This is a genomic window from Peribacillus sp. RS7 (genome assembly GCF_041956845.1).
GTDB lineage: Bacteria > Bacillota > Bacilli > Bacillales > DSM-1321 > Peribacillus.
Window position 1 is genome coordinate 2,563,345 of sequence record NZ_CP168135.1, and the last position, 24,608, is coordinate 2,587,952.

Here is a 24,608-nt window from a genome sequence, read left to right on the forward strand (position 1 = left end):
TTATCATCGCCTTTCCTCTTCTGCTTGCAAGGGAAGCCTCAGGAAAAAAGTGCTTCCTTGTCCTGATTTGCTCAAAACGTCGATCTTGCCACCATGGTCTTTGGCGATTCCAAGGCTTACGGACAGCCCCAAACCTGTACCTTTTTCACGGTCTTTAGTTGTATGAAAGGGATGGAATATGAAGGGCAGGCGTTCTTTTTCAATCCCCGTTCCATTATCAGTCACCTGTACCACCATGAACTTGTCTTCTGAATAGGTAGTGATCGAAATCGATTTTTCCGATGGAGAGGACTCATCCAATGCGTCCTTGGCATTCAATAACAAGTTGATGATGATCTGTTCTATTTGAGGTTGGCTGCCCTTTATGAAGGGAAGGTCTTCCTGAAGGGAAAGATGAAGGGAAATTTGCTTCTTCCCCAGTTGAAACTTCAAAAGGTTCAGAACCTGATGAATGGCTTCGTTAATAGAGTAATAGTGGAATCTATACTCATCCTGCCTCGAAAAGGTAAGCAGGCTTTTCACTATTTGCCTGCATCGGTCCCCACAAATCTTAATATCGTTCAAAAGCATATAGTCCAGATTGTCCTGGGGAGTTTTCCGTAATAAAATCTGGGAGTTACCAAGAATGGCCGTTAAGGGGCTATTCAATTCATGGGCAATCCCTGCTGCCATTTCACCGATCGCCCCAAGTTTACCGGCATGCAATAGCTGGACCTCCATCTGTCTTCTTTCGGTGACATTTTTATAATAAGCAATGACCCCATAGACTTGATGCTCCTTATTCTGAATCGGGTAGGCATGCATTTCCAAGATGGTATCATGCTGAAGGAGTATTTCTTGAAATCCTGGCTTATTGAATGAAAAGGTATCTTGAATCAGATTTTGAGATTTTTCAATTAAAGGAACCAGGTCGGAAAAGTCCCTGGCAGAATCATTGGATTGATAGACGGTTCCTTTGTGATCAAAAACGATAATCATATCTTCAACTGCCTTGAACGTATCCTCCCACTCCTGCTTGGAATGAAGGACTTCCTTATAAAGCTGGGCATTCTCCAAAGTTAGTGCAAGCTGATTTGATAGTTGCTCAAGAAAATCCAGTTCATCTTTATGCCATGTTTTCTTATTCTTCCTGCCGAAAGTCCAAATTCCGATTTTTTTACTTTTTCCATACAAAGGAACCAATAGAAGTGCTTCGATCTCAAGGGATAATAGTCGTTCTTTTTCTGGGAAGTCCGGTAACCGTTTAACTTCCACCTGAATGGGCTGCTTATCTTTCAGAGCAGACGAGAAACCCTGAAATGGGTGTAACGGATTGTTGGAATCAATTTCAAGTTCAAGTTCGCAGTGACCATTGGGGCAGATGTGAAGCAGGGCAGGTTCTTCCTCATACAATATGACAAAGTGACTGTCATCGAAGGTAATTAGCTGCTTGAGCTTTGCAATAACATTTCGGAGAATCTCTTGGATGTCGATGTCCATATTCATATTTTTAGTGATGTCATTCATAATTTCAAGCTGCATATTCTTCTTCTTCAGCTGATCCACAGTTTTCTTAAGTTCCGTGTAATACGTTTTTTTTGAAGATTTTACACCTGTCATTAAATCTATCAATTCAAGTTTGTTCATGTTTTTCACCTCTTATAGGGCTGTAAGAAGCAGATGATTAATCTGTTCTAATGACATATCACGAGGATTTGTGATCATGCAGGCATCCTCAAGGGCAGTCATCCCTATGGGATCTATCATTTCCTTTGTAATGCCGACATCACTTAAACTCTTGGGAGCCCCTATATCCTGGGATAATTCCCTTACGAAGTGAATGGCCGCCATTCCAGCTTGCTGCTCGGTCAATGCACGTGTATCGATGCCCATGATGTCTGCAATCTCACTGAATCGCCTTGGTGAGGCAATTCGATTGAACTCCATGACATGGGGAAGGAGTATCGCATTGATTTCCCCATGCGGAAGGAGGTACTTGCCGCCGATGGCATGTGAAATGGCATGGGCCGCTCCCAAAATGGCATTGGAAAAAGCTAGTCCTGCCTGCAGGCTTGCCATCGCCATCGATTTTTTTGCTTCCTCATTATGCCTGGATGCAACAGAGGGGCGTAAGTGACGGGAAACGATGGAAAGCGCATTTTTAGCTTGGACATCGGTCAATGGTGTGGCAGCGATTGAAACGTAGGATTCAATGGCGTGGGTTAAAACATCCATTCCCGTAGCCGCGGTCAAATCCGGACCCAAGGTGGTTAAGGTACCGGGATCGACTATTGCAATATCGGGGACGAGTGATTTTGAAATGATCGTCATTTTTTTCTCGCGGAATGAATCTACAATGACCGAAAACTGGGAGACCTCTGATCCCGATCCGGCCGTAGTCATGATCATCACCATGGGTGGGAGGGGGGAGTGGACTTTATCAACGCCTTCATAATCACTGATGATGCCGCCATTCGTAGCTAAAAGGGCTACCCCTTTGGCGACATCCAAAGCACTGCCTCCTCCTAAACCAATGATGGCATCGCATTCTTGTTCATTAAATGTCAAACAGCCGGCTTCAATCTCCCTGTCTTTCGGGTTGGTCGTCATATCAATGAAGGTAGCAAAAGCAAGACCAGCATCTTGGCAGGATTTAATGACTTTATCTAACCAGCCAGCATTGGCCACACCAGAGTCGCTGACTATAAGCGCCTTTTTGGCACCCAACCGCAAGCAGGCCTCACCGGCTTGTTCAATCGAACCTTTTCCAAAAATCACTTCCGGCATCACAAATTTAGTTATCGACATCTTTGCGCCTTCTCCCTGTAAAAATTCAATCTCTTCTGTATTATTTTCCCGAAAAAGAGCGAAAATCCTGTTTGGATTCCAGGTATTTTTATATAATATGACAAAATATCAAATGGTAGAGAACTTTCGGTACGTGTCAAACGGCCTGCTTATTTCTTTGATTTGTAAATTCGTTACTTTAGACATGCATTAATAGGGATAAACCTACCTAGTTAGTATTATCTATATATTGTAAAATTATGGAGGTAATCTATTAAACTGGGAGGCAATCTATGAAAAAACAATTTCTATCGATAACATTAATCGCAGCATTGACACTCGGGACAACTACCGCTTTAGCGACGCCGCATTCATCACAGGTGCAACAGGCGCCATCCACGGACAAGAAAGTCGTTAAGAAAATTGATGTCGACAAAATCTACAAGAATATTGAATACCTCTCACAAACACCTCGGGTGGCTGGTACGGATTCTGAGTATAAGGCCGTCCAATTCATCAAAAAGCAATTCAATTCTTATGGCTATGAAGCCGACATCGAAGAGTTCAATTTTTTATCTTATACAGACCCAAATCTGGTCAAGCTGTCCGTTGCTGGATTTGATGGGGAAATCCAAGCGAACCATCTAACCTATTCAGTTAATGGGAATTTATCCGGTGAAGTGGTATACGCCGGTTTAGGAACGAAAGAAGAACTTGAGGAAACCGATGTTAAAGGGAAGATTGCCCTTATACAAAGAGGCAGCCTCACTTTTGCAGAGAAAGTATTGAATGCAGCAGAAAAAGGGGCAGCGGGAGTCATCCTGTTCAATAATGCCGATGGGGAATTAAACGGGACACTCGGAGGGGCTAATGACAAGTATATTCCATCTGTCACGATAACCAAAAAGGATGGAGAAGCCCTGCTGGAGAAATTAAATGCTGGAGCTAAATTGACAGCATCATTAAAAATTGAAGGAGCTTATTCCGGAGAGAAAACCTCTTATAATGTAGTGGCAACGAAAAAAGCAACCAAGAACATAAAAGCAAAAAAGAGCGATATCATTTATATTACTGGACATCATGATTCCGTCGCTGGAGCACCCGGAGCGAATGATGATGCATCAGGAACATCCGTCACCCTTGAACTTGCACGTGTGCTGAAGAATCTTCCTACAGATACGGAAATTCGCTTCGTCACCTTTGGGGCTGAGGAAAATGGACTTCTAGGTTCACAGCATTATGTGGACAATCTCTCTGATGATGATATCAAGCGGACGCTTGCCAACTTCAATCTGGATATGATAGGAAGCCGGGACGCAGGAGATTTGGTCATTTTAACTAATGATGGAGAAATGAATCTTGTAACCGAGCTGGCTCAGGCATCAAGTGCAAGACTGAATGGCGAGCCGACTCCATATGGACAAGGCGGTAGAAGTGACCATGTATCTTTCGCAGAGGCTGGGATTCCCGCTGCATTATTCATCCATAGTCCATCAGAACCTTGGTATCATACTCCTGATGATACCATTGATAAAATCTCAAAAGAAAAGCTTCAAGATGTTGCTGAAATTGTCGGCACCGCTGTCTATGACCAAGCTAAAATCGAACCTGAAAAACCTGATCTCAATCATAAAAAAGGGAAAAAGGTGAAAGTTCCGCATTTATTTGACGAAAAGGAATTTAAATAATGCAGTAAATATTTAGAGGGTGCAGCCTGCACTCTCTTTTTATGTTTGAAAATGGAAATAAAGAGGTAAAAAGTCTATTCTGGAATTGGTGCGTGTGGGATGGATTCCCTAAACACCTAGCATAAATAGCTTATTTATCCCTATTTAACTCTAAGACTATAATCCTTATAATAAAAATTATGAAAAATATGACAGTCTGCATAATGAGAATAGTATGTTTGAGGTGATTTTTTTAAGTGTATGCAAATTCATTGAGTGAAATTCACTCTGCCCTATCCAGTAAAATGTCCGATGTGAATGAAAAAATTAATCGTTTGGAGCAGGCAAAAAGACAAATAAAAGACGAACAGAACGCTTGTCTGGGGGAAATTGCTAAAATTAAAAATCCAGACTTGGCAAAAAGCTGGACGGGAAACCGTGCAGAAGACTTTCAAGATGCCCGCAGTGATGCATACAAGGCAATGTCAACGATCATTCATGATGATTATGACGACTATCAAGAGAAAATCGACGGTAAAATCATGATGCTTAATATAGAGAAAAAGGCTCTGAGTGCAGCAGGCACCATAGCTCATGAAGCGGATGTACTTTTAGGTAAAGGAGAAGCCGTCATAGATCAACTGGAAAGTAAAATATCATATTTAAAAGGGTGGTTGTTTTAATGACGACGATCAAACTGAATCATCCTGCCGTAATGAAGCAAGTCGATCAGGTGAAGACGGCGCTTGGTACAGTCACGCTTGGAAATCTGCCGGCAGGCGAACTTGGCAGCAATAAATTGGAATTCACCTCGAAATGGATTGACCGGGAAACGAACCTGGAGAAGGTCTTCGAGCAATATATCAAAATCGTCCAGAAAAATGTGGAAGATACCCGTGCCAACATTGACTTATTAAAAGAACAGGATGAAGCCATCGCCCATACGTCTTCACATGGGTACCAGCCGCGATGAAAATATATGAAGCCAAGACATTGACGGCCGCAACCAAGTCGCGGGCCAAGCAATATGAAGAACTAAAGAAGGAAGTCACAGCCCTGAAAAAGGAATTTCAGGGCATCGTCGGCCTGGATAACGAGTTTCAAGGGGCCGGTGCCGCAGCCATCAAAAGCTTTTATGAAGCACAAATCGAGGTGGCCGACGCCTGGATGGAACTATTCACTACCCAGATCAGTTTTTTGGAAGGCATTCCAGCCAGTCTGGAAGAGGCGGACCTATCCGGAATTACGGTGGTCGAGGTTCCCTTTTTAGATGGCGAAGTCTCGACCGGCATTAACCGAGCGAAGTCGCTTGTCGATGAACAAGCGAACGATCTCCAAAGGATCCTGAATAGCATTGACGATATCCTGCCTCTTGATATGTTCAACCAAAAGGACTTTAATGAAAAAATCACGCTGGCCGGACAAAGGCTGGACGACACCGTGACAAAGGTCGAGAATGTCGACCGGCAATTGGTCGAGGAATATGATGTGTCCGTCGGGCAGGAAAACGTGGCCGTTGGCCTCTTCCGCGCCTTGCTTGATGCCACCAAACAGGACGGCAACGTTTCGCCGATGACGTTCAACCAATCGGCATTTAAGAATAGTGACGTCTATCAAGTGAAGGATGAAGTCGCCGGTCAGATGAAAGACTATCAGACCTTCAAAAAGCAACAAGCCGAAGCCCAGAAAATCGAACGTGAAATGGAAGAACTCGAAAACCGCCCGTGGTATGAAAAAGCCTGGGATACCACAAAAACCTTTACAGGGGAATTTACGGGATATTATGATTCAATCAGGGCCTCAACCGGAGTCGATCCAGTAACGGGCCGTAAGCTGTCCGATGCCGAAAGAATCGCCGCCGGCGCCATGGCCGCCGCTGGATTCATCCCCGTCGTCGGCTGGGCAGGCCGGGCCATCAAAGGCGGCAGCGCCCTATACAAAACGGCCAAAGGACTCAACGCGGCGAACCACGCGCTCGATGCCTATAAAACAACAAAAGGCTTTAGCCTCCTCCAGAAAACCGAATACGGGATATACGGACTTCTCGCAGCCAACGGCCTCGGCGAAGCAGTCACCGGCAAAGACATGTTCGGCAACCAGCTAACCGAGGAACAGCGCCAGAACGGCCTGCTAATGGCACTAGGAATCGGCGGTGTGGCAGGTGCGGCTAAGTATGTGGATAGTCGACAGCTTAAAAATATTAGTGAACAAACAACTAACGGTAGAAAAGTTAAAACCCAATTTGACTCAAAAAAATTAAAGGACCTACAAGGCTTTAATATTAAAATAGATGATGTACTCAAAAATGTGGGCATGACCTCGTCAGAGTTTAAAGAATTAAAATTAAAATCGCATGATGAGTTAACGGATTTGGAAGTAGAAAAATTAAAAACAATTAGAGAAGCTGTTCCACCTATTACAAGGACAACTATTTTACAGAAAACCATTCCAGGGCAGGATATAGAAAAATACTTAGATGGCACATATTCTGAAATTGGAGGTTACGTTGCAAAAGCCGAAGATGTTCATGATATAAAGCTTTATGATGATTTCGTTGAAAGTTTGAGGTTAGATTATACGGATTGGAATGGGAAAAGACCATTTCCAGAAGGAGGAAGTACCTACGGTGTTATAAAATTTATGACACAAAAAGTAGATAATGTATATGTTCCATATGGGGAGAAATTTGGGGGCTTAAATACAGATGGTCCTCCATGTACACTAAACGGTTTTACGGGGTCTAGAAATGATAAAGTAATACCTGAATTTAAATTTGAAGGTAGATTCCTACCGAAAAATGGCGCAGAATTATATAAAGTTGAAAATGGCGAAGAAATATTAGTCGGGATTTTTGATGGTAGAGAGAAGAAGTTTACATCTGTAATATAAAACTAAGTAATGGAGGATATAAATGATAAGAAAAGGTGAGTATACTATATATAATGGGAAAGAATATAGGTTTATAGAATCAGATAAAGTAGAGTTCATTGAATTAATAAGCAATGATAAAAAGGATATGGACAATGGATTTACTCATTATAAGAATAATATTTACACAAAAATGGTTCATATAAATCAGGTTAATGAATTATTTTCTATAAATCCTTATGCCAAATATAAGGGGGAGATGTTTCCAGCATCTGAAGATGGAAAAACAGGTAAAGTGCTGTTGGATACAACCAACACTGAACTTGCCAAAAAAATGGATTTTGAAAGAACAGATAAATATATGTACTCCAAATATGTAGAATGGGATGAAGTTGAAATAATTGAGGAGAGGAAGCCCTATTCATTAGATTGATTCCTCGTTTAAAACGCCTTTAATATTTATTGAACTGTTCCCCTAATATGGACAATAGTAAAAGCCCCTTATTAGGGGCTTTTCTATATCTTATAACTAGAATCCAATTTTATAATCAATTCAATTTTTAGCTCCACTTTGCAACCAGCTAACCGAGGAACAGCGCCAGAACGGGCTGTTGATGGCACTCGGAATCGGCGGTGTGGCAGGTGCGGCCAAAGTCGCTGATAAAGTAGCGAGTGGTACAAAGTTCGTCCCTTACAGTAAGGAATTTGCGCAAAAGCAGGTTCAGTATGCAAAAGCTACAATAACAGACATAGCGAAATCCGGAAAAACCACGTTAAAAAATATAGGTGAAGCAATAGGTAAAAAAGCAATCCCTAAACGGATAAGTATGGAAAAAGTATCCCTCACAGGAGGACCAGCCCTTCGCCAAGTTATGATGGAAAAGCAGACAATTAAGGAAGCCTATCAGAAAAATCACGGTGAAGGATAGCAAAGTAGAGGGTGTTTCTGGGGAGAGTATTTCTAAGGGTACGAATGATCCTAAGTTTAAGAATGTTGGGGAGTATTTTAATAGTATCAATAATATTGGAAAACGAGATGATTTAACGAGTGAACAGAAGCTTGTAAAGATTCACGAAGCATATGCCGCATTAGAAGTAAAAGGTGATGTTACTGTTGTTAAAGGCACAAAACTCCTTCGTCCAGAAGGGTTTGGTCGAAATGGTAGAATGATTGTGGATTGGCCAGATAAGATGGGGTTTGTAGAAGAATCCATCCAGCCAATTGATAGAAATAGTCCGTTACCAGAAAGATGGGATAGAGTAGGTGGAAAAGGTGGAGAGAATTTCACCACTTTACCTCATAATGGTATTCCATACACATATGATCAACGTGCAATACCGTATATAGAAAACCCTGCTGCAAGGCACGTTGGGAATTTTAATAATGAATCTTATTTTAAATCTATTGATGCAGTCAAAAGTGGAAATCTTGAAGAGTTAAATCGAATTGTAGTGGCCAATGGAAGAACAGCAATTTCTGATTCAGAATTTGCTGATTTTAAGGCTTATTATGACGATTTCCAAGATAGAGTACAAAAAGTAATTGGAAATACAGATACTACTTACGGTGTGAAAGGTACTGCTGCTTCCTGGACTAGTAGCGCTACAGGTGAGAAGTTAATGAATGGTGGAGCAGAACAAATTGTAACACCATTAAATGGTGAGATGCTAGAGATTATAGGAGTTATACCTAAATACTAGGAGGGCTAGACGTGACAAAACAGGAGTTCTTAAATAGATATGATGCTGAAAAATTAAATATTGGTGAATATATTATGGTACTAGATACTATAACGGATGAGTCGCTAGTAATAGGATGTGCACATGATCAAGGAGTGTGGAAAGTTTATAAAACAAGAGAGAGAGGAGGTCACTATATAATTAAAGAAATGGCTAGTGAAAATGAAGCATTTGATTTTCTTTATGAGTTAATATTAAGTAGACATAACAGAATTAATAATTAAAATTTGCATTAGATTTGAAAGTGTAAAAACACCACTTATTATTCAATTTATATTTTGCATACAGGAATGACCGAACTTGTAGCAAAACTGTACAGGTAATTGAAAAACAAAGCATATTTGAAGTGTACAAAAAAAGAAAAGGCCATTTTGAAGAATCGACTCTATGATGGTTGTACCATCATAAGCTAGTGTTTGCACCCCCATATCTCGACAAGGTAAAATAAGACACACGAGCTTAGGTGAGATGACATTTTATTGTATGGCGGGTACAATGATATGGAAAGTATAGTGAGCTAACGAATGCACACAAGCTCGGACGTTTTAAAGGTATTACTTGTCACGAAACACAATAGTTGTCATACTGTTTTTACAATGCAATGAAACTTACAAACTTAAAGCACTTGATTGTCACTTATGGCAACGAGTGCTTTTTTGCGTTTTGATTTAGAACCGAGTTGGTACACGTATAATTTTATAAGTGTATAAGTGTTAAATTTATACACTGTAATTGGCTTTATACAGTGTACGACACTACTAGAGAAAAAACGATATAAAAATTAAGGGTTGTATTATTTTTTGAAGTCATCGTACAGTACGTTTTAACGGATTTACGTTACGAACACGTTATCCGCAAAAAACGGGTAAACGTTACAGGGACTGTAATTGCTGTAACGGGAGGGAGTTTGATATGGAAGGGAAAGTAGTTGGTTATGTACGAAAAAGTTCATAATGGTAAATAGACTTACGAGATTGGTTGTAGTGACATTTAAATAAATCAACCACACTAACTACTCGATTTATATTTAGAATGACAAAGATCGTAATATACTAAAGGGAATAATATATAGACGAATAGGCAAGTTAACACAAAATTAAATATGCGGATTTTTTGAATGGAACAAAAAGAAAATAATTTGTTTGAAAATTGAGACATCATAAAAGTTGTACCATCATGAAGTTTTGTTGAAATACTTTGATTGGGTTACAGGACCTTAACTTAATTTTTATTGGAGGAGAAAACTAATGAAAGATTGGGAGTATAATGAATTATTTGATGCAATTCAGGAGACATATGAAGAGTTGTTAGCTGAAGATAGGGGATATAGGTATGCTGTAGCAAAACTAGCTGATGAATTTGATAGATTAGGCAAGATAGAAGATTTTATTGTTGATACTGCTATTGGAGAAATAGCAATCGGCCATGAAAAAGTATTTGTTGGGCGCATTGAAGGTATAACAAAGAGGTTAAGCATGTTTAACCCACAAGAAGCAGAAGCTGACTTAACATTAGAAGAAATACAAGACTTATCGAAACGAATAAAAAAAGTAATAGAAGGACTAAGAAATGCAGAGGTTGATTATACCTCAGCAGAATAGCATGTGAAAGAAAAATATTTAATGATGCAGTGTAAACCTTGAGTGGCTAAAGCCATTCAAGGTTTTTAATAAAATGGACATTTTTAAATCTTTGTATGATACCTACAATGGTAAGCAGGTAATTTGGAAATACGAACTGATTTTGCTCTTGTATTTAAATGGAAAGATATTATAGTGGTTGTAGTATAGGTGTTAGCATACATAAAAACAAAGTTTGAATTTAATCAATCAGTAGGGCATTTGTTAAGCAAGGGTACTGAGAAATGGTGCTTAAACAAAAAGTAGGTGTAAAGAATGACAGGCAGAAGAATGGTAGACAGATGGGAAGACGATAACAAGATTTTTATGAGTTTAGCCATTAAGAAAAGATTATTACCGAGTATGTATGGCGGTATTATCGGAGACATGCTGGGTGTTCCTGTTGAATTTAAAAAAAGAGGGACTTTCACTATTAATGATATATCGGGATATGGAACGTATAATCAGCCGCCAGGCACCTGGTCGGATGATACTTCGTTAACTTTATGTTTAATTGAAAACTTAATTGAAAAAAGCGATTCAACGGAGCTCATGCAAAAATTCGTTCAGTATATGGAATCTGGTTATTGGACACCACATCATGAAATGTTCGATATTGGCAGAACGACCAGTGAAGCCATAATCAAGTTTAAAAATGGAGCCCCAGCGCCAGAATGTGGCGGAAATGCCATGTTTGATAATGGGAATGGGGCGTTGATGAGGATCGCTCCAGTAGCATTTATCCTTATTAATAACTTTAATTTCATTGATAAAATCCAAACCATTAAAAAATATACGGAAGTTACCCATGCACATCCGCGTTCTGTGGTAGGTTCCATTATTTATGTCGAGTTTTTACTTAGACTTTATTATAATAATTCTCCTGAAGATGCAATAAGACAAACAAAAAAACTTTTTGATGAGAATTTTGATAAAGATCATATATACCAAAAAGAACTGCAATCCTATTTAAGGATTTTTGAGGAAGATTTCTTTTCATTACCACAAGAAGAAATTCAGTCAGATGGTTATGTGGTTCATACGTTGGAAGCAGCCATTTGGTGCTTAGGAAATTCAGGTTCATTTAGTGAAGCCGTTTTAAAAGCAGTGAATCTAGGGGATGATACGGATACAGTAGGTGCCATTACAGGGACAATGGCAGGTATGTACTATAAAATGGACGAAATTCCTAAAGAATGGCTTGAGAAAATCACCAGAAAAGAAGATATTGATCAATTAATCAAGCAATTCCATAGTTTTTGTGCAGATAAAGCAATTAAAGAAGAGTATGGGGTTTGATGTAAATCCCCAATATAAAAAAAAACTCCTATAAAATTATAGGAGTTTTTTTTGTACAGAGTCCGGTTTATGCGATGTTAAACGGAAAGCAAGCCTTTTGAATTGGGTGATGGAAAATCAAATAATGGGGTGAGTGGAAAAATGATAAGAAAAGGTGAGTATACGATCTATAATGGGAAAGAGTATAGATTCATAGAATCTGATGCAGTGGAAGGTATTGAATTAATTAGTAATGATAAAAAAGATATGAACAATGGCTTTACTCATTACAAAAATAATATTTACACGAAAATAGTAGGTGTAAATGAAGTTGGAAAATTATATTCTATTAATCCCTATGCTGTATATAAGGGAGAGCTGTTTCCAGCATCAGAAGAAAGAACAACTAGTAAAGTATTGTTGGTTACAGCAAACACTGAAATTGCTAAACAGATGGGATTTGAACGAACAGATAAATATATGTACTCCAAATCTTTGGAATGGGATGAAGTGGAGATAATCGAGAAGAGGAAGCCCTATTCAATAGATTAAATTTTCTCGTTTCAAATACGATTTATTTTATTGCACTATATTGGAGGTTAAAATGGATTGTAAGAAAAAGCAGTTAATCGATCAAATAAAAGTTGTAATAAATAATCTTGAAAATGATTATTATAATGAAATTACTAGCGGCGTTTTACAACTTATATATATAAGATATAAGAATGCATTGAAAGCATTGGAGAATAATAAAGATATAAGAGAATTAAAAATAATTGGTGGTATAAGAGCTTATATGGATAGTTATAGTGATTATCAAAATCCGTTATTAGCAGAATTACATAAAGCTGAAAAATTAAATAAAGAATTATTGAATACTTGATAAAGTTTGAAAATGGGGGAACCTATGATAAGAAAAGGAAAGTATGCAATACATAATGGTAGCGAGTATAGTTTTAGTCTACTGGAAGATAAGTCGATAAGGTTAATAAGTCATAAACATGCTGATCTATCTCAAGGTTTCAAACATTTAGATGAAAATATTTATATAAAAAATGTATCTGTAGAAGAGGTAGAAAATTTATTTAAGATAAATTCGAAGGCAATATATAAGGGAGAGATGTTTCCAGCATCTGAAGAAAGAAATAACGGAAAAGTATTGTTGGATACAACAAACACTGAACTTGCTAAAAAGATGGGGTTTGAACGAACAGATAAATATATGTACTCCAAATCTGTGGAACGGGATGAAGTGGAGATAATCGAAGAGAGGAAACCCTATACATTAGATTAATTTCCCCATTAAAAAGCCCTTAAGGTTAAGGGCCTTTTTTATGAGGGGTGTCAATCTAAAGGCAACGAATCAGCACCAGTTGATTTGGTAACGACAGTATCCTTCCGTTACCAAATTGGCCGAAGGTGCCTGAATTATAATAGCCTAAGCAGAGCCTGTGCACCTGTTAGGATAAGCCCGATTATAAAACCACAGACCGCTCCGTTCACCCGAATCCATTGTAAATCTTTTCCTACACCATTTTCCATCATATCAATTAGCGTTTCGTTGTCTAGCTTATCTAAATTTTCTTGTACAAGATTGCCGATCTGAGTATGATTATTTTCAATGAGAACAGTAATTTGTTTCTGTATCCAATGATCGATGTGCGTGCTATTTTCTTTTATGTTGTCCAGTACGTGATGAATCATTGGAGTCAGATAAGTATCCATGAAATGTTCTTCTTCGACGAAATCCAATGCTTCTTGTTGAATTTGTTGTAGACTTCCCTTTATTGTCGCCTCAGGCTCCCATTTTGTCAGAAGTTGTTTTTTCCATTTTTCAACTCCTTCTAACAGTTCCCGGTTATGGTTAATGCCTTGTATCTCTTTCCTGATATATAAGATTAAAGCTTCTCTATTTGGTTCTTTCTCGTTTTGTAAATTATTTACGACACTTAATAGCAGGTTTTGGATGATATTCCCAAGTTTCTCTTCGTTAAGTAGACTTTGAATGGATTTAACGGCGAACTGAAGCATACCTTCCAGTTCAATCTTGCTGAGTACATCCATGGAAACAGTGCCAAGTCGGTGACTGGTTTCTTTTTTTCCTAACCAATCTTCAGCTTTTTTCAAAACATGATCCAAAGCCTTCTTATCAAACTCTTCGTTAAGTAACTCTGAACTTACTAAATGTAGAATCTTGCTCATGTCTATGCCAGAAAGTGATGCTTTAATTTTTTTTGCAACGAAAGGTGTAATCTTTTCTATATCTATATAACCAATCATTTGCTTGATTAGTTTAATCAGGACTTTTCTAAAAGTATCACTTTGAATCTCTTTTCCTAAAATAGGGATCAATTTTTCAGTAAAAGGAATATGTTTTACTTTGTCCTGAATGCTTTCCTTAGAAAGCCAGTCGTTTTTTAACATCGAAACAAGTGCATTTGTCATTCTTTTACGATTGTTGGGCAAAAGCGCTGTATGGGGGATTGGTAATCCAAGCGGATGGCGGAATAATGCAGTGACTGCAAACCAATCTGCCAATCCGCCGACTAAACCAGCCTCAAACCCTCCATGTAATAAATCTAACGGCAATGAACCTTGAAATGGAGTGGTTGCAATATAACCTGCCCCCATGATAATTAGTGAATATCTAGCTATTTTTCTTGAAGATTTTATTTTTGGTGACATTATATTCCCTCATCCTTAAAATGATAGTCAATTACTATAACCCGAATCATTAGCAAATTTTATAACTTACTTTCATCTAGTAGTATAGCAGGTAGTTCAAAAAAATAACCACAACAAGGCAGTAAGTTCATTATTTTTGGGCATTGAATATTTGTCATTTTCCCTTGAATGTTCAATATTCAGATGATAAATGCACAAAAAAAAGCCGATTCACTCAATCGGCTTTTTTTATTCATTTACTGAAAAGCGTTTTTGGTTCATCTCCAACTTATTATGATGCGTCAGTTTTTATCGAACTATTTTTAACGGTCCCTACTTTTTTCTTATCTTTCATGCGACTGAAAATAAAGGCCAGAACGGAGCCTGATATATTATGCCAAACGCTGAAGATGGCACTAGGAACAGCGGCCAAAGGCGAGAAGTGGGCTGTTGCTATGGCTACACCTAAACCAGAGTTCTGCATACCAACCTCCATTGCAACTGCTTTCTGTTTAGCTAAATCCATTCCGCATAAACGAGCAAAGAAAAAGCCGAGCAAAAAGCCAAGAACATTATGAAGAACGACTACTGCAAAAATCAGCAAACCTGTTTTAGCCAGCTGAGCTTGGCTGCCAGCTACTACGGCAGATACGATCAGAACGATAGAAATGACAGATACTAGAGGTAAAGCCTTTGCACCGGCCTCTGCCTGTTTACCGAAAAACTTTTTAACAATGAATCCAAGCAGCAGTGGGATAATCACCACTTGAATGATCGAAATGAATAACGACCCAATACTGATATTGACCCATTTACTTGCCAAGAGCAGAATAAGCAGGGGAGTTACGATAGGTGCTAGAATAGTGGAAACAGAAGCAATGGCAACTGCAAGCGCAACATTTCCTCTCGCAAGAAACACCATGACATTTGAAGCTGTTCCACTAGGGCAACATCCTACTAAAATAACCCCAACAGCCACTTCTTTGGGCAAATCGAACCCTATTGCTAATACAAATGCCAATAAGGGCATTATGATAAAATGTCCTGCTACTCCTAGTGCCACTTCTTTCGGCCGTCGGAATACTTCTTTAAAATCCGATGCTGATAATGTAAGTCCCATGCCAAACATGACAATTCCTAATAATGGAACAATATAGGCTCCAATCCATATAAAATGATTAGGTAAGATATACGCAATAACTGCAAATAAAATGACCCATAAGGTAAACGTTTTACCAGCAAATCCGCTGATTTTCTCTACTACTCCCATAGTAACCTCCTAGATGTTTTAAAATAAAACAATTATAATTTATATTCAGAATATTTAAAACCCTTTTTGGCAATAAAAATATCAATCCGGCTGAACTAGTGTGAATATGACGATTTACTATAGGAAAAAAGCGGACAGGGTTTTTAGATTCTGTTCGCTTTTGACTTTATTTTTTTAAAAAAATAAGAGGGCGCTGTATATTAGTGGCAAACTAGTTTATAAGGAACCGGAAATTGAATTAGTATTTGTTGTTTTACAGGTTTAATTATTGCTATGGTATGTTTAGCCAGTGCTATAAAAGAAGTGGAGATGTGGTTTCTTTGATACATATATTAATTGCGGATGATGATCGGCATATTCGGGAGTTGCTTAAATTTCACTTGGAAAAGGAAGGGTACATGGTATCTGAAGCGAAGGACGGGAATGAAGCTTCCATGATACTGGAGAAGGAACGGATCCATCTGGCCGTTGTTGATATTATGATGCCGTTTAAGGACGGACTGGATCTTTGTAAGGAAATCCGGGATCAATATGATCTGCCGGTCATTTTATTGACAGCTAAAGATCAACTTATCGATAAGGAAAAGGGGTACTTTGCGGGTACGGATGATTACCTCGTAAAGCCATTTGAGCCACGGGAACTTCTATTTCGGATAAAAGCGCTATTGCGAAGGTACCGTATGGTGAATTCTGAATCCATTTCATTGAATCAAACGGTCATTGACCGTAAAAGTTATGAGGTGCGACTAAATGGGAGTACGCTGCTCCTACCGCTTAAGGAATTTGAGCTGCTGGCTCAGCTGGGGAGTTTTCCTGATCAGGTCTTTACGCGTGAGCAGCTTATTGAATTGGTGTGGGGTGCTGATTTTGAAGGGGATGATCGGACGGTTGATGTCCATATTAAACGGTTAAGAGAACGTTTTGCCGGGCGGACCAATGATTTTGTTATAACGACAGTCCGTGGCTTAGGTTATAAACTGGAGGTCAACAAGAAGTGAAAACACTCTATTTCAGGATAGTTATTCAAACCATTTTGATCATGGTGCTTGCCAGTGTCATCGCCTTTTTGATTTCCAATGTCTATTATCATCAGGTTCAAAAACCCAACAATGGTGAGAAGATAAAGAAAGTTGCAAGTGATATCGTCTCCTTATATGAGGAAAATCCTGATCAGGATATTGATGCGTATTTAAATCATATTGCAGGATTGCACTATCAAATGTATCTATTTAATGAGCAGGGTGAAGGAACTTTATATGGTGAGCCGTTTCGGGAAACTGGTTTGGATCGAGATACGATTTCCGGTGTTTTGAACGGGAAGACCTATCAAGGGATCGCCAATTATAATAATGGGTTATTTATTACCGGATTTTTTGAAGATGTATTGATTAATAGCATTGGGGTCCCATTGAACGTGAATGGCGAAAAACATGCATTGTTTGTAAGGCCGAATATAGAGCTGCAGTTTGGTGAATTCCGCTTTTTTCTTGCAGTTTTGCTTGTTCTCACGCTCCTTCTCAGCTTTTTATTTGTGATCATTAACACGCGTTTCATCGTTAAGCCAATTACGAAATTAACGGAAGCTACAAAGAGGATTGCCGATGGAGATTATAGTAGTGAATTGAACGTTACCCGCAGTGATGAAATTGGAGATTTGGCTCAAAATTTCTCGAAAATGACTCAAAGCATACAGCGGTTAGATGATATGAGGCAGGAGTTCGTATCGAATGTATCTCATGAAATTCAATCTCCGCTTGCATCCATCCAAGGTTTTTCTCAAACCCTCCAATCGGAAGAATTAACAAAGGAACGAAGAAATCAGTACTTGTCAATTATTGAAAAAGAAAGCAGGCGCATGTCGTTGTTAAGCAAACAGCTGCTCCTGCTTGCTTCGTTGGATAAAGAAGAAGATCCGCTGCAACGGTCCAATTTCGATTTAGCACAACAAATACGGCAAGTGTTGTTCATGCTTGAATGGAATTGGCGGGAAAAGGATATGGTGATCGAAATGGATTTGCCTTCAACCCTCATTTCTGCAGATGAGAAACTTTTAAATCAAGTATGGACGAATTTGATAACCAATAGCATTAAATACTCGGAAAACGGCAGTTCGATTGATATTCGGGTTAAAAGAATAGGCAGTGCTGTTGAAGTGATGATCGCGGATACGGGCATGGGAATTCCAGTAGAAGACCTCCCTTATATCTTTGATCGTTTTTATAAAGTCGACAAAGTGAGGAACAGGAGTGAAACAAGCAGCGGATTAGGACTTTCGATTACGAAAAAGACGGTTGAACTTCATGGGGGAACGATCGAAGTTCAAAGCGAACTTGGTAAAGGGACCACTTTTTATATACGGTTGCCCCTTATGTAATCAGTTGTTCATCTTCCATTCATATTGATTGTTTACAATCTGGTTATACCGATTCAGGAGGACTTTATCGGTAAACAAAAGGAATGGGAGCTGAAATGATGTTTTTGGCATTACGTGAACTAAAGCATTCAAAGTTACGTTATCTGCTGATTGGACTGATCATGGTATTGGTCGCTTTGCTTGTCTTTATCATTTCCGGATTAGCTAATGGACTTTCTTCAGATAATGCTTCATCCATACAAAACATGAAGGCCGACTATTTCGTTATGGAGCATGAGTCTAAAAATAAATTGAACCGATCCATCATATCCATGGAAAAGCTAGATGAAATCCGTGCCTCGTCGGATGTTAAAGCAGCCGAAGGGCTAGGGCAAATGATGATCACATTGAATAAAATCGGCTCATCGGAGAAAACGGATGTCACCATTTTTGCGACCGATGCCAGTGGGATTTTAGCACCGAAGGTCATAGAAGGAACGAACTATGACAATAAGAAACAAGGTGAAGTCGTTGCAGATCGTTCTTTAAAAGAAGTGGGTTATAAATTGGGTGATTCACTTAAAGATGACCTATCAGGTAAGGTTTTCACCATTGTTGGTTTTACTGAAAAGCAATCTTACAGCCATTCACCGGTAGTTTACATGAATGTTAAGGGGTGGCAGGAGATTAATCCTGCATTGAAAAATCAAGAGAAAGATTCAATCAGCACAATAGCCGTGCAAATGGATTCGAAGGCAGAAGGAAATGTACGTGAATCATTGCCTGAAGGCGTAACGCTCATTTCGAAAGAAGAATCACTTCAGAGTATACCAGGCTTCAAAGAGGAACAGGGTACATTGACGATGATGATTGCCTTCTTGTTTGTCATAGCAGCTTTCGTTTTGGCTGTATTCTTTTATGTGATTACCTTGCAGAAGACGAATCAATTTGGAGTCCTTAAAGCACTCGGGGCCAATACCGGCTACCTGGCAAAAAGTATCGTTGGTCAAGTAATGCTGCTTGCCGTGACATGTATAGCCATCAGTGTTGCACTGACATATGGCGTCACTTTAATCATGCCAGAAGGAATGCCATTTGAATTGAGTACGGATTTGGTCATTAAATATTCCGTGTTACTTTTGGTTGTATCCGTATTGGGTTCGCTGCTATCACTATACCGAGTATCGAAGATAGATGCGATTGAAGCAATAGGGAGGGTATCATGATGGGGGATAAGCTATTATTTGAAAACGTCAGTAAGATTTATGGGGAAGGCGATAATAAGGTGACAGCCCTTGATAATATTTCGCTGAATGTGAGAGCGGGGGAATTCGTCGCCATCGTGGGTCCTTCAGGCTCAGGGAAAAGTACTTTTCTTTCAATAGCAGGTGCGTTACTTTCCCCGAGCAAAGGTCGCTTACTGCTGAATGATGAGGATATTACAACATTATCCCCAAAGGAATTGACTAGAGTACGCCTTGAAAAGATCGGATTTGTATTCCAATCGTCGAATCTTGTGCCATATCTCACCGTACGAGATCAGCTTCTGCTACTTTCTGAACTGATTGGCAGGCGGCGGGATAAAAAAATTGTGAAAAAAGCGGACGAATTGCTTAGCCACCTTGGACTTGGACATCGGGCAGGTCACTTGCCAGAAGAACTGTCGGGCGGTGAGAGGCAGCGTGTAGCCATCGCCCGTTCGCTGATGAATGATCCAGAAATCATTTTAGCGGATGAACCCACCGCAAGTCTTGATTCCAAAAGAGGCAGGGATGTTGTTGAAATGCTTGCACATGAGGTGAAGTCAAGAAATAAAGCGGCCATCATGGTAACGCACGATGAAAGAATGTTAGATTTATGTGATCGAGTGGTCAATATTACAGATGGCAAGGTATTTGAATGAAATTATACGTAAAACACACTCTCATGAGTTGAGTCATTACAATAAGCGGTAAATAGGCCGCCGTTTCTCCAAAGGAATTAGGGGAGGCGGCGACCTGAATCGCTTGAATTAAACCTGGTTAATCGACAGTAAGCAGTTGAAATACTAGTCGTTACTTTATATAAACGGCCTACAATTATGTATTATATTTTGCTTGGATCTCAGATGGTTATCTTCGGATTAAGCATGTTTTTTAATTTTAAAGAACAAACAGTGATAGGTTGCTTTCACACCTGATTCATCTCGGTATTCTGTGTCGTATATGTTGATCAACTCTCGAAAAAAGGAAGGGCGCTGGCAGTAGTTTTCTTTGTTGCTGTTAGCTGCACCAATCTTTTTAATTGAAGTGAAAAATTCACGTACTGTCTGAAAGTACTCTAGTTCAAGCTTTTCTTTTTTTGTTATCTCGATTGGAAATGCTGGTGAAAAGGGGAGTGCTTCTTCACAAACTTGAGATAATTCTTCTAGAGTGTAAAACATTTGGCCTGGTGAACTATCAATGGAAAGTTGAAGCTTTTCTTTCGCATGTTCATATGACCTATGAAGCTCTTGAAAGGTATCAATTCCAAACGTTGAAAATATCAGGCTCCCTTCAGCCGTTAATCGTGTACACAGTTTTTCAAGGGTTGCAGGAAGATTATTCAGCCATTGAAACGTTGCATTAGAGATAATCATATCGTAATTTTCATTAAGCGCCATTTCTTCGATATCAGCACATAAAAAAGTAACACGGTCATCCTTTGTCATTCCTTTTGCCACTTCAACCATTCCTGGTGCTAAATCAACAGCGGTAATAGTGGCATTAGGGAATGTTTTGACTAGTAACCTGGTTAAGTAACCAGTGCCGCAGCCGATTTCAAGAATATTGATTTTATGATTGGTGTTTTTTTGAGGAAGCAAATCCACTAATTGTTTTGCCATGTTTTTTTGAACATTGGCGTACGCATCATATGTTTTCGCGTGTTCACTGAACCGCTTACTTAACAATCGTTTATCAATCATGAATGTACTCCTTTTGAATAAATGTTTTGATATGCTGCACACATTCCTGTGGTTTTGTGAAAAATGGAATATGACCTGCACCTTCCATAATATGAAACTCTGATTTCCCACCCAGATTTTCTTTAATGAAAGATGAGGCTTCGAGTGGACAAATTTTGTCTTCCCTCCCATGAATCAATAAAAAGGGGGTTTCAATCCTGTCTAGATTTACTCTAGCATCTTTCTGAAGTAAATAATCCAAACCTATAGAAAGAGAAAACACCTCATCTCCATGAAATTCACGTTGAATTGTCGCGTTGAATTGATGATAAAAACCTTCTTCTTTTTCAGCTTCGGAAAACATTGCTTCATAAAAGGAAGTCAAAGTCTTCTCTTTATTACGCTGTAGTTGTTTCTTCATGCGCTCGACAATAAGTCGATCCCAGCCAAATGAATAATTTTCTCCTGTGGTAAACCGACTTGTTGCGCCAAAAAGTATAAAACCTTTTATTTTTTCTCGATACGTACTTGCAAGTTCCAGTGATATTAGTGATCCTAATGACCAGCTCAGTAAATAAATAGTACCATCGATGGATGCGATTGTGTCTATGACTCTTTCTTCAAAGTCATTTAGTGTTTTCATATCTCTCCATTCTATAAATGAAAGGTTAAATACTTCAGACAACGGTTGAATTAACGGTTGAAACGCCCCTTTTTCCATTCCCCAGCCTGGAAGCATGACTAAATTCGGCATTTTCATTCAACAACACCCATTTCTTTTCCAATAATCGAAATTTTTTCAACTGCCCACTCAAGATCTTTTTTATCGTGGAGAGCTGTCACGGTAAACCGAATTCTCGCCTCATTTTCAGGAACGGTCGGCGGTCTGACAGCGATAGCTGCAATTCCTTCTTTCCGCAAACGTTTGGCAAATTTCATCGTTTTTTCGTTTTCTCCGATGACAATGGGAACAATTTGTGATTGACTTCCACAAATATTAAACCCGTAATATGTGAGTTTTTCTCTAAAGTATTCCGAATTCATTTGGAGTAGTGTGCGGCGCTCTGGCTCTTCTTGCACAAGTTCAATCGCTGTTTTTATAGCACCAAGTATGGCTGGGGGAAGTGCAGTTGAATAAATGAATCCGCGCATGCGATTTTTTAAATAGTCGATAAGCCATTTTTTCCCGACAACATAGGCTCCGAATGAACCGAGCGCTTTGCTGAAAGTACCCATTTGGATATCTATTTTTTTTTGAAGGTGGAGATGACAGGCATAACCTTCACCGTTCTTACCGTAGATGCCGCTTCCGTGTGCTTCATCAGTCATTAACATTGCATTATAACGTTCTTTTAACCGAACAAGGTCCTCAAGGTAAGCAAAGTCACCGTCCATGCTGAAGATTGTATCCGTCACGATTAATTTACGTGCTTCAATTGATGACTTTTTCAATAATGCTTCTAAATGATCTAAATCATTATGCTGATATCGCAAATGTTTCGCACGGCTCAAAAGAGTGCCATCGACAATGCTTGCATGATTCAATTTATCGCTATAAATTAAATCGTTACGAGACACCAGGGCGGAGATAATTCCAAGGTTTGCGTTATAGCCACTGTTGATAATGAGTCCTGCTTCTGCTTTCTTCCAATTGACAAGAGCTTGTTCTGCTTGCTCGTAAAGAGGATGATTGCCAATAATTAACCGTGAAGCCGTTGCTCCTGCACCATATGTATGTACTGCATCAACCATGGCTTTTTTCAACCTTTCATCTCCTGCATATCCTAAATAGTTATTAGAAGCTAGATTTAGCATCCTGCACCCGTCGATCATAAGCCATGGCTGCTCGGCAAATTCCGTTGTTACGAGTTCACGCTTTTGTGATATCTCTTCTAAATAAGCAAGTTCTTTCTTTATTTTTACTTCCCAAGATAATTGTTTTTCACTGTGCATGGTCATTCTCCTTTTTATATGTTAACTAAATTATTCATTAGTTAACATATAAAACATTCTAATCATGACTCAATGAAACTGTCAAGCTTTGAAATGGAACCGGATTAGGAATTAATTATCCAAAAATCAGGAGATATCAAGAGGCGAAAGAAGACAACTATCACCAACATGCTGGTTGGTAATTTTGTGATTTGAACCAAGCGGGGCGGATGATGAGTAAACTAGCATTTGTCGATAATAATAAGGAGGAATAATGACTGCACTATGTGAAGGGAGAAATGAGGGCCATCATAGGTGCATCCAGGTTGGGTAATCACAAAGACTGGCTGCGTTTTCCTTTGGCAGCGGCTTTGTTGAGCTAATGGCTAAAAGAGCTTAATGAAAGTTCATTGAAGATAATTTAACTCCCAAGGTAGTCTTTTTGTTAAACCTTCAAATCTTTGAAGGATTAAATGGAAATCCATGTTACTATAGAGCAGTGAAATTAACCTATCTCTTTTCACATTAACCATTACTTAAAGGAAGGTATTAAATATGAAAAAGATTTCTTTAGATGTTTTCTTTATATTAATAGGAGCTTTTATTTTCGCTTTGGCAATAAATCTTTTCGTTATTCCCAATGAACTTGGTGAGGGAGGAGTCACAGGGATAACCATCATTTTATTTTATCTTTTTGAATGGTCACCAGGGCTGTTAAGTTTGATCATTAACGCTTTCCTGCTCATTGTCGGTTATAAATATTTGTCGAAAATGACAACGGTTTATACAATTATTGCCGTTGCATTTAATTCTCTTTTCCTCCATTTAACCGAAAGTTGGAGTATATCTTCAGATGAATTGGTCATCAATGCTATATTTGGCGGGGTTTTTGCAGGAGCAGGTATTGGCATAATCATTCGTGTTGGAGGTACAACTGCCGGTACAACGATCCTAGCCCGAATTACGAATAAATATTTGGGGTGGAGCTTAAGCTATGGACTTCTGTTTTTCGATTTAATCGTTGCGTTCTCATCTTATTTCATCATTGGTGCAGAAGGTCTGATGCTTACTATTCTCATGCTTTATATTGGTACAAAAACGATGGAATTCATCATTGAGGGATTGAACCCGAAAAAAGCGATTACCATCATTTCAAAAGAAGCGGACCAGATTGCAAAGCAAGTAACAGAATTGATGGACCGAGGGGTCACTGTTTTTAGCGGTCATGGATACTATACAAAAGAATCAAAGGATATTTTGTATATCGTTATAAGTAAGCAAGAGGTACTCAAGTTAAAGAGAATTGTTCAGTCAACTGATAGCAATGCTTTTATAGCCATACATGATGTTCGGGATGTATTTGGTGAAGGATTCCTGGATATTTCGAAGTCCTGAAGCTATTTGGCAGAAGGAGGATATCGTAAGTTCGAAATGAAAAGGCCTAATAGGCTTTTTTATTTTGCACTGTAAAAAGATCTGTGAATTCGGAATAATTTGTTATATTATGTAAGTAAGAAACCACACACCC

25 protein-coding genes are annotated in these 24,608 nt (G+C 39.0%); 18 read left to right on the forward strand and 7 right to left on the reverse strand.

All coding sequences use genetic code 11. From position 1 onward, the window contains the following. Positions 1-3 precede the first annotated feature (3 nt). Both ACDZ29_RS13000 and ACDZ29_RS13005 read right to left on the reverse strand, forming a co-directional pair. Complete coding sequence (locus ACDZ29_RS13000) at positions 4-1,626, reverse strand: ATP-binding protein (protein ID WP_375090978.1); 1,623 nt, start codon at positions 1,624-1,626, stop codon at positions 4-6. 12 nt (positions 1,627-1,638) lie between these two features. Next, positions 1,639-2,787 (reverse strand): iron-containing alcohol dehydrogenase, encoded by a 1,149-nt coding sequence (locus ACDZ29_RS13005; RefSeq protein ID WP_375090979.1) that lies wholly within the window; start codon positions 2,785-2,787, stop codon positions 1,639-1,641. A gap of 272 nt (positions 2,788-3,059) precedes the next feature. Between ACDZ29_RS13005 and ACDZ29_RS13010 the strand changes: the two genes are divergently transcribed. The 13 genes from ACDZ29_RS13010 (at position 3,060) to ACDZ29_RS13070 (ending at position 13,232) form a co-directional block, all read left to right on the forward strand. After that, on the forward strand, positions 3,060-4,454 hold the full coding sequence (locus ACDZ29_RS13010) for a M28 family peptidase (RefSeq protein WP_375090980.1): 1,395 nt from the start codon (positions 3,060-3,062) through the stop codon (positions 4,452-4,454). A 251-nt stretch (positions 4,455-4,705) separates the two neighbouring features. Beyond that, on the forward strand, positions 4,706-5,116 hold the full coding sequence (locus ACDZ29_RS13015) for a DUF5082 family protein (RefSeq protein ID WP_375090981.1): 411 nt from the start codon (positions 4,706-4,708) through the stop codon (positions 5,114-5,116). Beyond that, on the forward strand, positions 5,116-5,406 hold the full coding sequence (locus tag ACDZ29_RS13020) for a YwqI/YxiC family protein (RefSeq protein ID WP_289318189.1): 291 nt from the start codon (positions 5,116-5,118) through the stop codon (positions 5,404-5,406). Before ACDZ29_RS13015 ends, ACDZ29_RS13020 begins: the two co-directional genes overlap by 1 nt. Then, on the forward strand, positions 5,403-7,322 hold the full coding sequence (locus ACDZ29_RS13025; RefSeq protein ID WP_375090982.1) for a ribonuclease YeeF family protein: 1,920 nt from the start codon (positions 5,403-5,405) through the stop codon (positions 7,320-7,322). The genes ACDZ29_RS13020 and ACDZ29_RS13025 overlap by 4 nt, the downstream gene beginning before the upstream one ends. Positions 7,323-7,344: 22 nt before the next feature. Then, positions 7,345-7,734 (forward strand): hypothetical protein, encoded by a 390-nt coding sequence (locus ACDZ29_RS13030; RefSeq protein WP_127777404.1) that lies wholly within the window; start codon positions 7,345-7,347, stop codon positions 7,732-7,734. Between the two features lie 181 nt (positions 7,735-7,915). Further along, positions 7,916-8,230, forward strand: coding sequence for a hypothetical protein (locus tag ACDZ29_RS13035; protein ID WP_370013725.1), 315 nt, complete (start codon positions 7,916-7,918; stop codon positions 8,228-8,230). After that, positions 8,220-9,002 (forward strand): hypothetical protein, encoded by a 783-nt coding sequence (locus ACDZ29_RS13040; protein WP_375090983.1) that lies wholly within the window; start codon positions 8,220-8,222, stop codon positions 9,000-9,002. The genes ACDZ29_RS13035 and ACDZ29_RS13040 overlap by 11 nt, the downstream gene beginning before the upstream one ends. Before the next feature lie 11 nt (positions 9,003-9,013). Beyond that, positions 9,014-9,265, forward strand: a complete 252-nt coding sequence (locus ACDZ29_RS13045; protein WP_253511617.1) for a hypothetical protein — start codon at positions 9,014-9,016, stop codon at positions 9,263-9,265. Between the two features lie 1,023 nt (positions 9,266-10,288). Continuing rightward, positions 10,289-10,642 (forward strand): Imm3 family immunity protein, encoded by a 354-nt coding sequence (locus tag ACDZ29_RS13050; protein ID WP_375090984.1) that lies wholly within the window; start codon positions 10,289-10,291, stop codon positions 10,640-10,642. Positions 10,643-10,936: 294 nt separating this feature from the next. Further along, a complete protein-coding gene (locus ACDZ29_RS13055; RefSeq protein WP_375090985.1) occupies positions 10,937-11,959 on the forward strand; it encodes an ADP-ribosylglycohydrolase family protein in 1,023 nt (340 codons plus the stop codon). 102 nt (positions 11,960-12,061) lie between these two features. Further along, positions 12,062-12,490 (forward strand): hypothetical protein, encoded by a 429-nt coding sequence (locus tag ACDZ29_RS13060; protein WP_375090986.1) that lies wholly within the window; start codon positions 12,062-12,064, stop codon positions 12,488-12,490. Between the two features lie 52 nt (positions 12,491-12,542). Then, positions 12,543-12,821 carry a hypothetical protein gene (locus tag ACDZ29_RS13065; protein WP_375090987.1) on the forward strand — a complete coding sequence of 93 codons (279 nt, stop codon included), beginning with the start codon at positions 12,543-12,545 and terminating at the stop codon, positions 12,819-12,821. A 24-nt stretch (positions 12,822-12,845) separates the two neighbouring features. Further along, on the forward strand, positions 12,846-13,232 hold the full coding sequence (locus tag ACDZ29_RS13070; RefSeq protein ID WP_375090988.1) for a hypothetical protein: 387 nt from the start codon (positions 12,846-12,848) through the stop codon (positions 13,230-13,232). Between the two features lie 134 nt (positions 13,233-13,366). On the opposite strand, the gene ACDZ29_RS13075 is transcribed toward ACDZ29_RS13070, so the two are convergent. Both ACDZ29_RS13075 and ACDZ29_RS13080 read right to left on the reverse strand, forming a co-directional pair. Beyond that, a complete protein-coding gene (locus tag ACDZ29_RS13075) occupies positions 13,367-14,623 on the reverse strand; it encodes a DUF445 domain-containing protein (RefSeq protein ID WP_375090989.1) in 1,257 nt (418 codons plus the stop codon). Positions 14,624-14,894: 271 nt separating this feature from the next. After that, complete coding sequence (locus ACDZ29_RS13080; RefSeq protein ID WP_375090990.1) at positions 14,895-15,872, reverse strand: bile acid:sodium symporter family protein; 978 nt, start codon at positions 15,870-15,872, stop codon at positions 14,895-14,897. A gap of 278 nt (positions 15,873-16,150) precedes the next feature. Between ACDZ29_RS13080 and ACDZ29_RS13085 the strand changes: the two genes are divergently transcribed. From ACDZ29_RS13085 to ACDZ29_RS13100, 4 genes are all read left to right on the forward strand, one after another. Continuing rightward, positions 16,151-16,870, forward strand: coding sequence for a response regulator transcription factor (locus ACDZ29_RS13085; protein ID WP_375090991.1), 720 nt, complete (start codon positions 16,151-16,153; stop codon positions 16,868-16,870). Then, entirely contained in the window at positions 16,867-18,246 is a 1,380-nt protein-coding gene (locus ACDZ29_RS13090) for a sensor histidine kinase (protein WP_375090992.1), read from the forward strand. Before ACDZ29_RS13085 ends, ACDZ29_RS13090 begins: the two co-directional genes overlap by 4 nt. A 98-nt stretch (positions 18,247-18,344) precedes the next feature. Beyond that, positions 18,345-19,451: an ABC transporter permease gene (locus ACDZ29_RS13095; protein ID WP_375091135.1), complete on the forward strand. Its 1,107-nt coding sequence runs from the start codon at positions 18,345-18,347 to the stop codon at positions 19,449-19,451. Continuing rightward, complete coding sequence (locus ACDZ29_RS13100) at positions 19,448-20,128, forward strand: ABC transporter ATP-binding protein (protein ID WP_375090993.1); 681 nt, start codon at positions 19,448-19,450, stop codon at positions 20,126-20,128. Before ACDZ29_RS13095 ends, ACDZ29_RS13100 begins: the two co-directional genes overlap by 4 nt. A gap of 219 nt (positions 20,129-20,347) precedes the next feature. On the opposite strand, the gene bioC is transcribed toward ACDZ29_RS13100, so the two are convergent. The 3 genes from bioC to bioF are packed head-to-tail and all read right to left on the reverse strand — an operon-like array spanning position 20,348 to position 23,101. After that, positions 20,348-21,169 (reverse strand): malonyl-ACP O-methyltransferase BioC, encoded by an 822-nt coding sequence (gene bioC / locus ACDZ29_RS13105; protein WP_370013733.1) that lies wholly within the window; start codon positions 21,167-21,169, stop codon positions 20,348-20,350. Beyond that, on the reverse strand, positions 21,162-21,869 hold the full coding sequence (locus ACDZ29_RS13110; RefSeq protein ID WP_375090994.1) for an alpha/beta fold hydrolase: 708 nt from the start codon (positions 21,867-21,869) through the stop codon (positions 21,162-21,164). Before ACDZ29_RS13110 ends, bioC begins: the two co-directional genes overlap by 8 nt. Positions 21,870-21,904: 35 nt before the next feature. Further along, positions 21,905-23,101 (reverse strand): 8-amino-7-oxononanoate synthase, encoded by a 1,197-nt coding sequence (bioF, locus tag ACDZ29_RS13115; protein ID WP_375090995.1) that lies wholly within the window; start codon positions 23,099-23,101, stop codon positions 21,905-21,907. A 534-nt stretch (positions 23,102-23,635) separates the two neighbouring features. Here bioF and ACDZ29_RS13120 point away from each other — a divergent pair. Further along, positions 23,636-24,475 (forward strand): YitT family protein, encoded by an 840-nt coding sequence (locus ACDZ29_RS13120; protein ID WP_289318172.1) that lies wholly within the window; start codon positions 23,636-23,638, stop codon positions 24,473-24,475. The last annotated feature ends 133 nt before the right edge of the window (positions 24,476-24,608 follow it).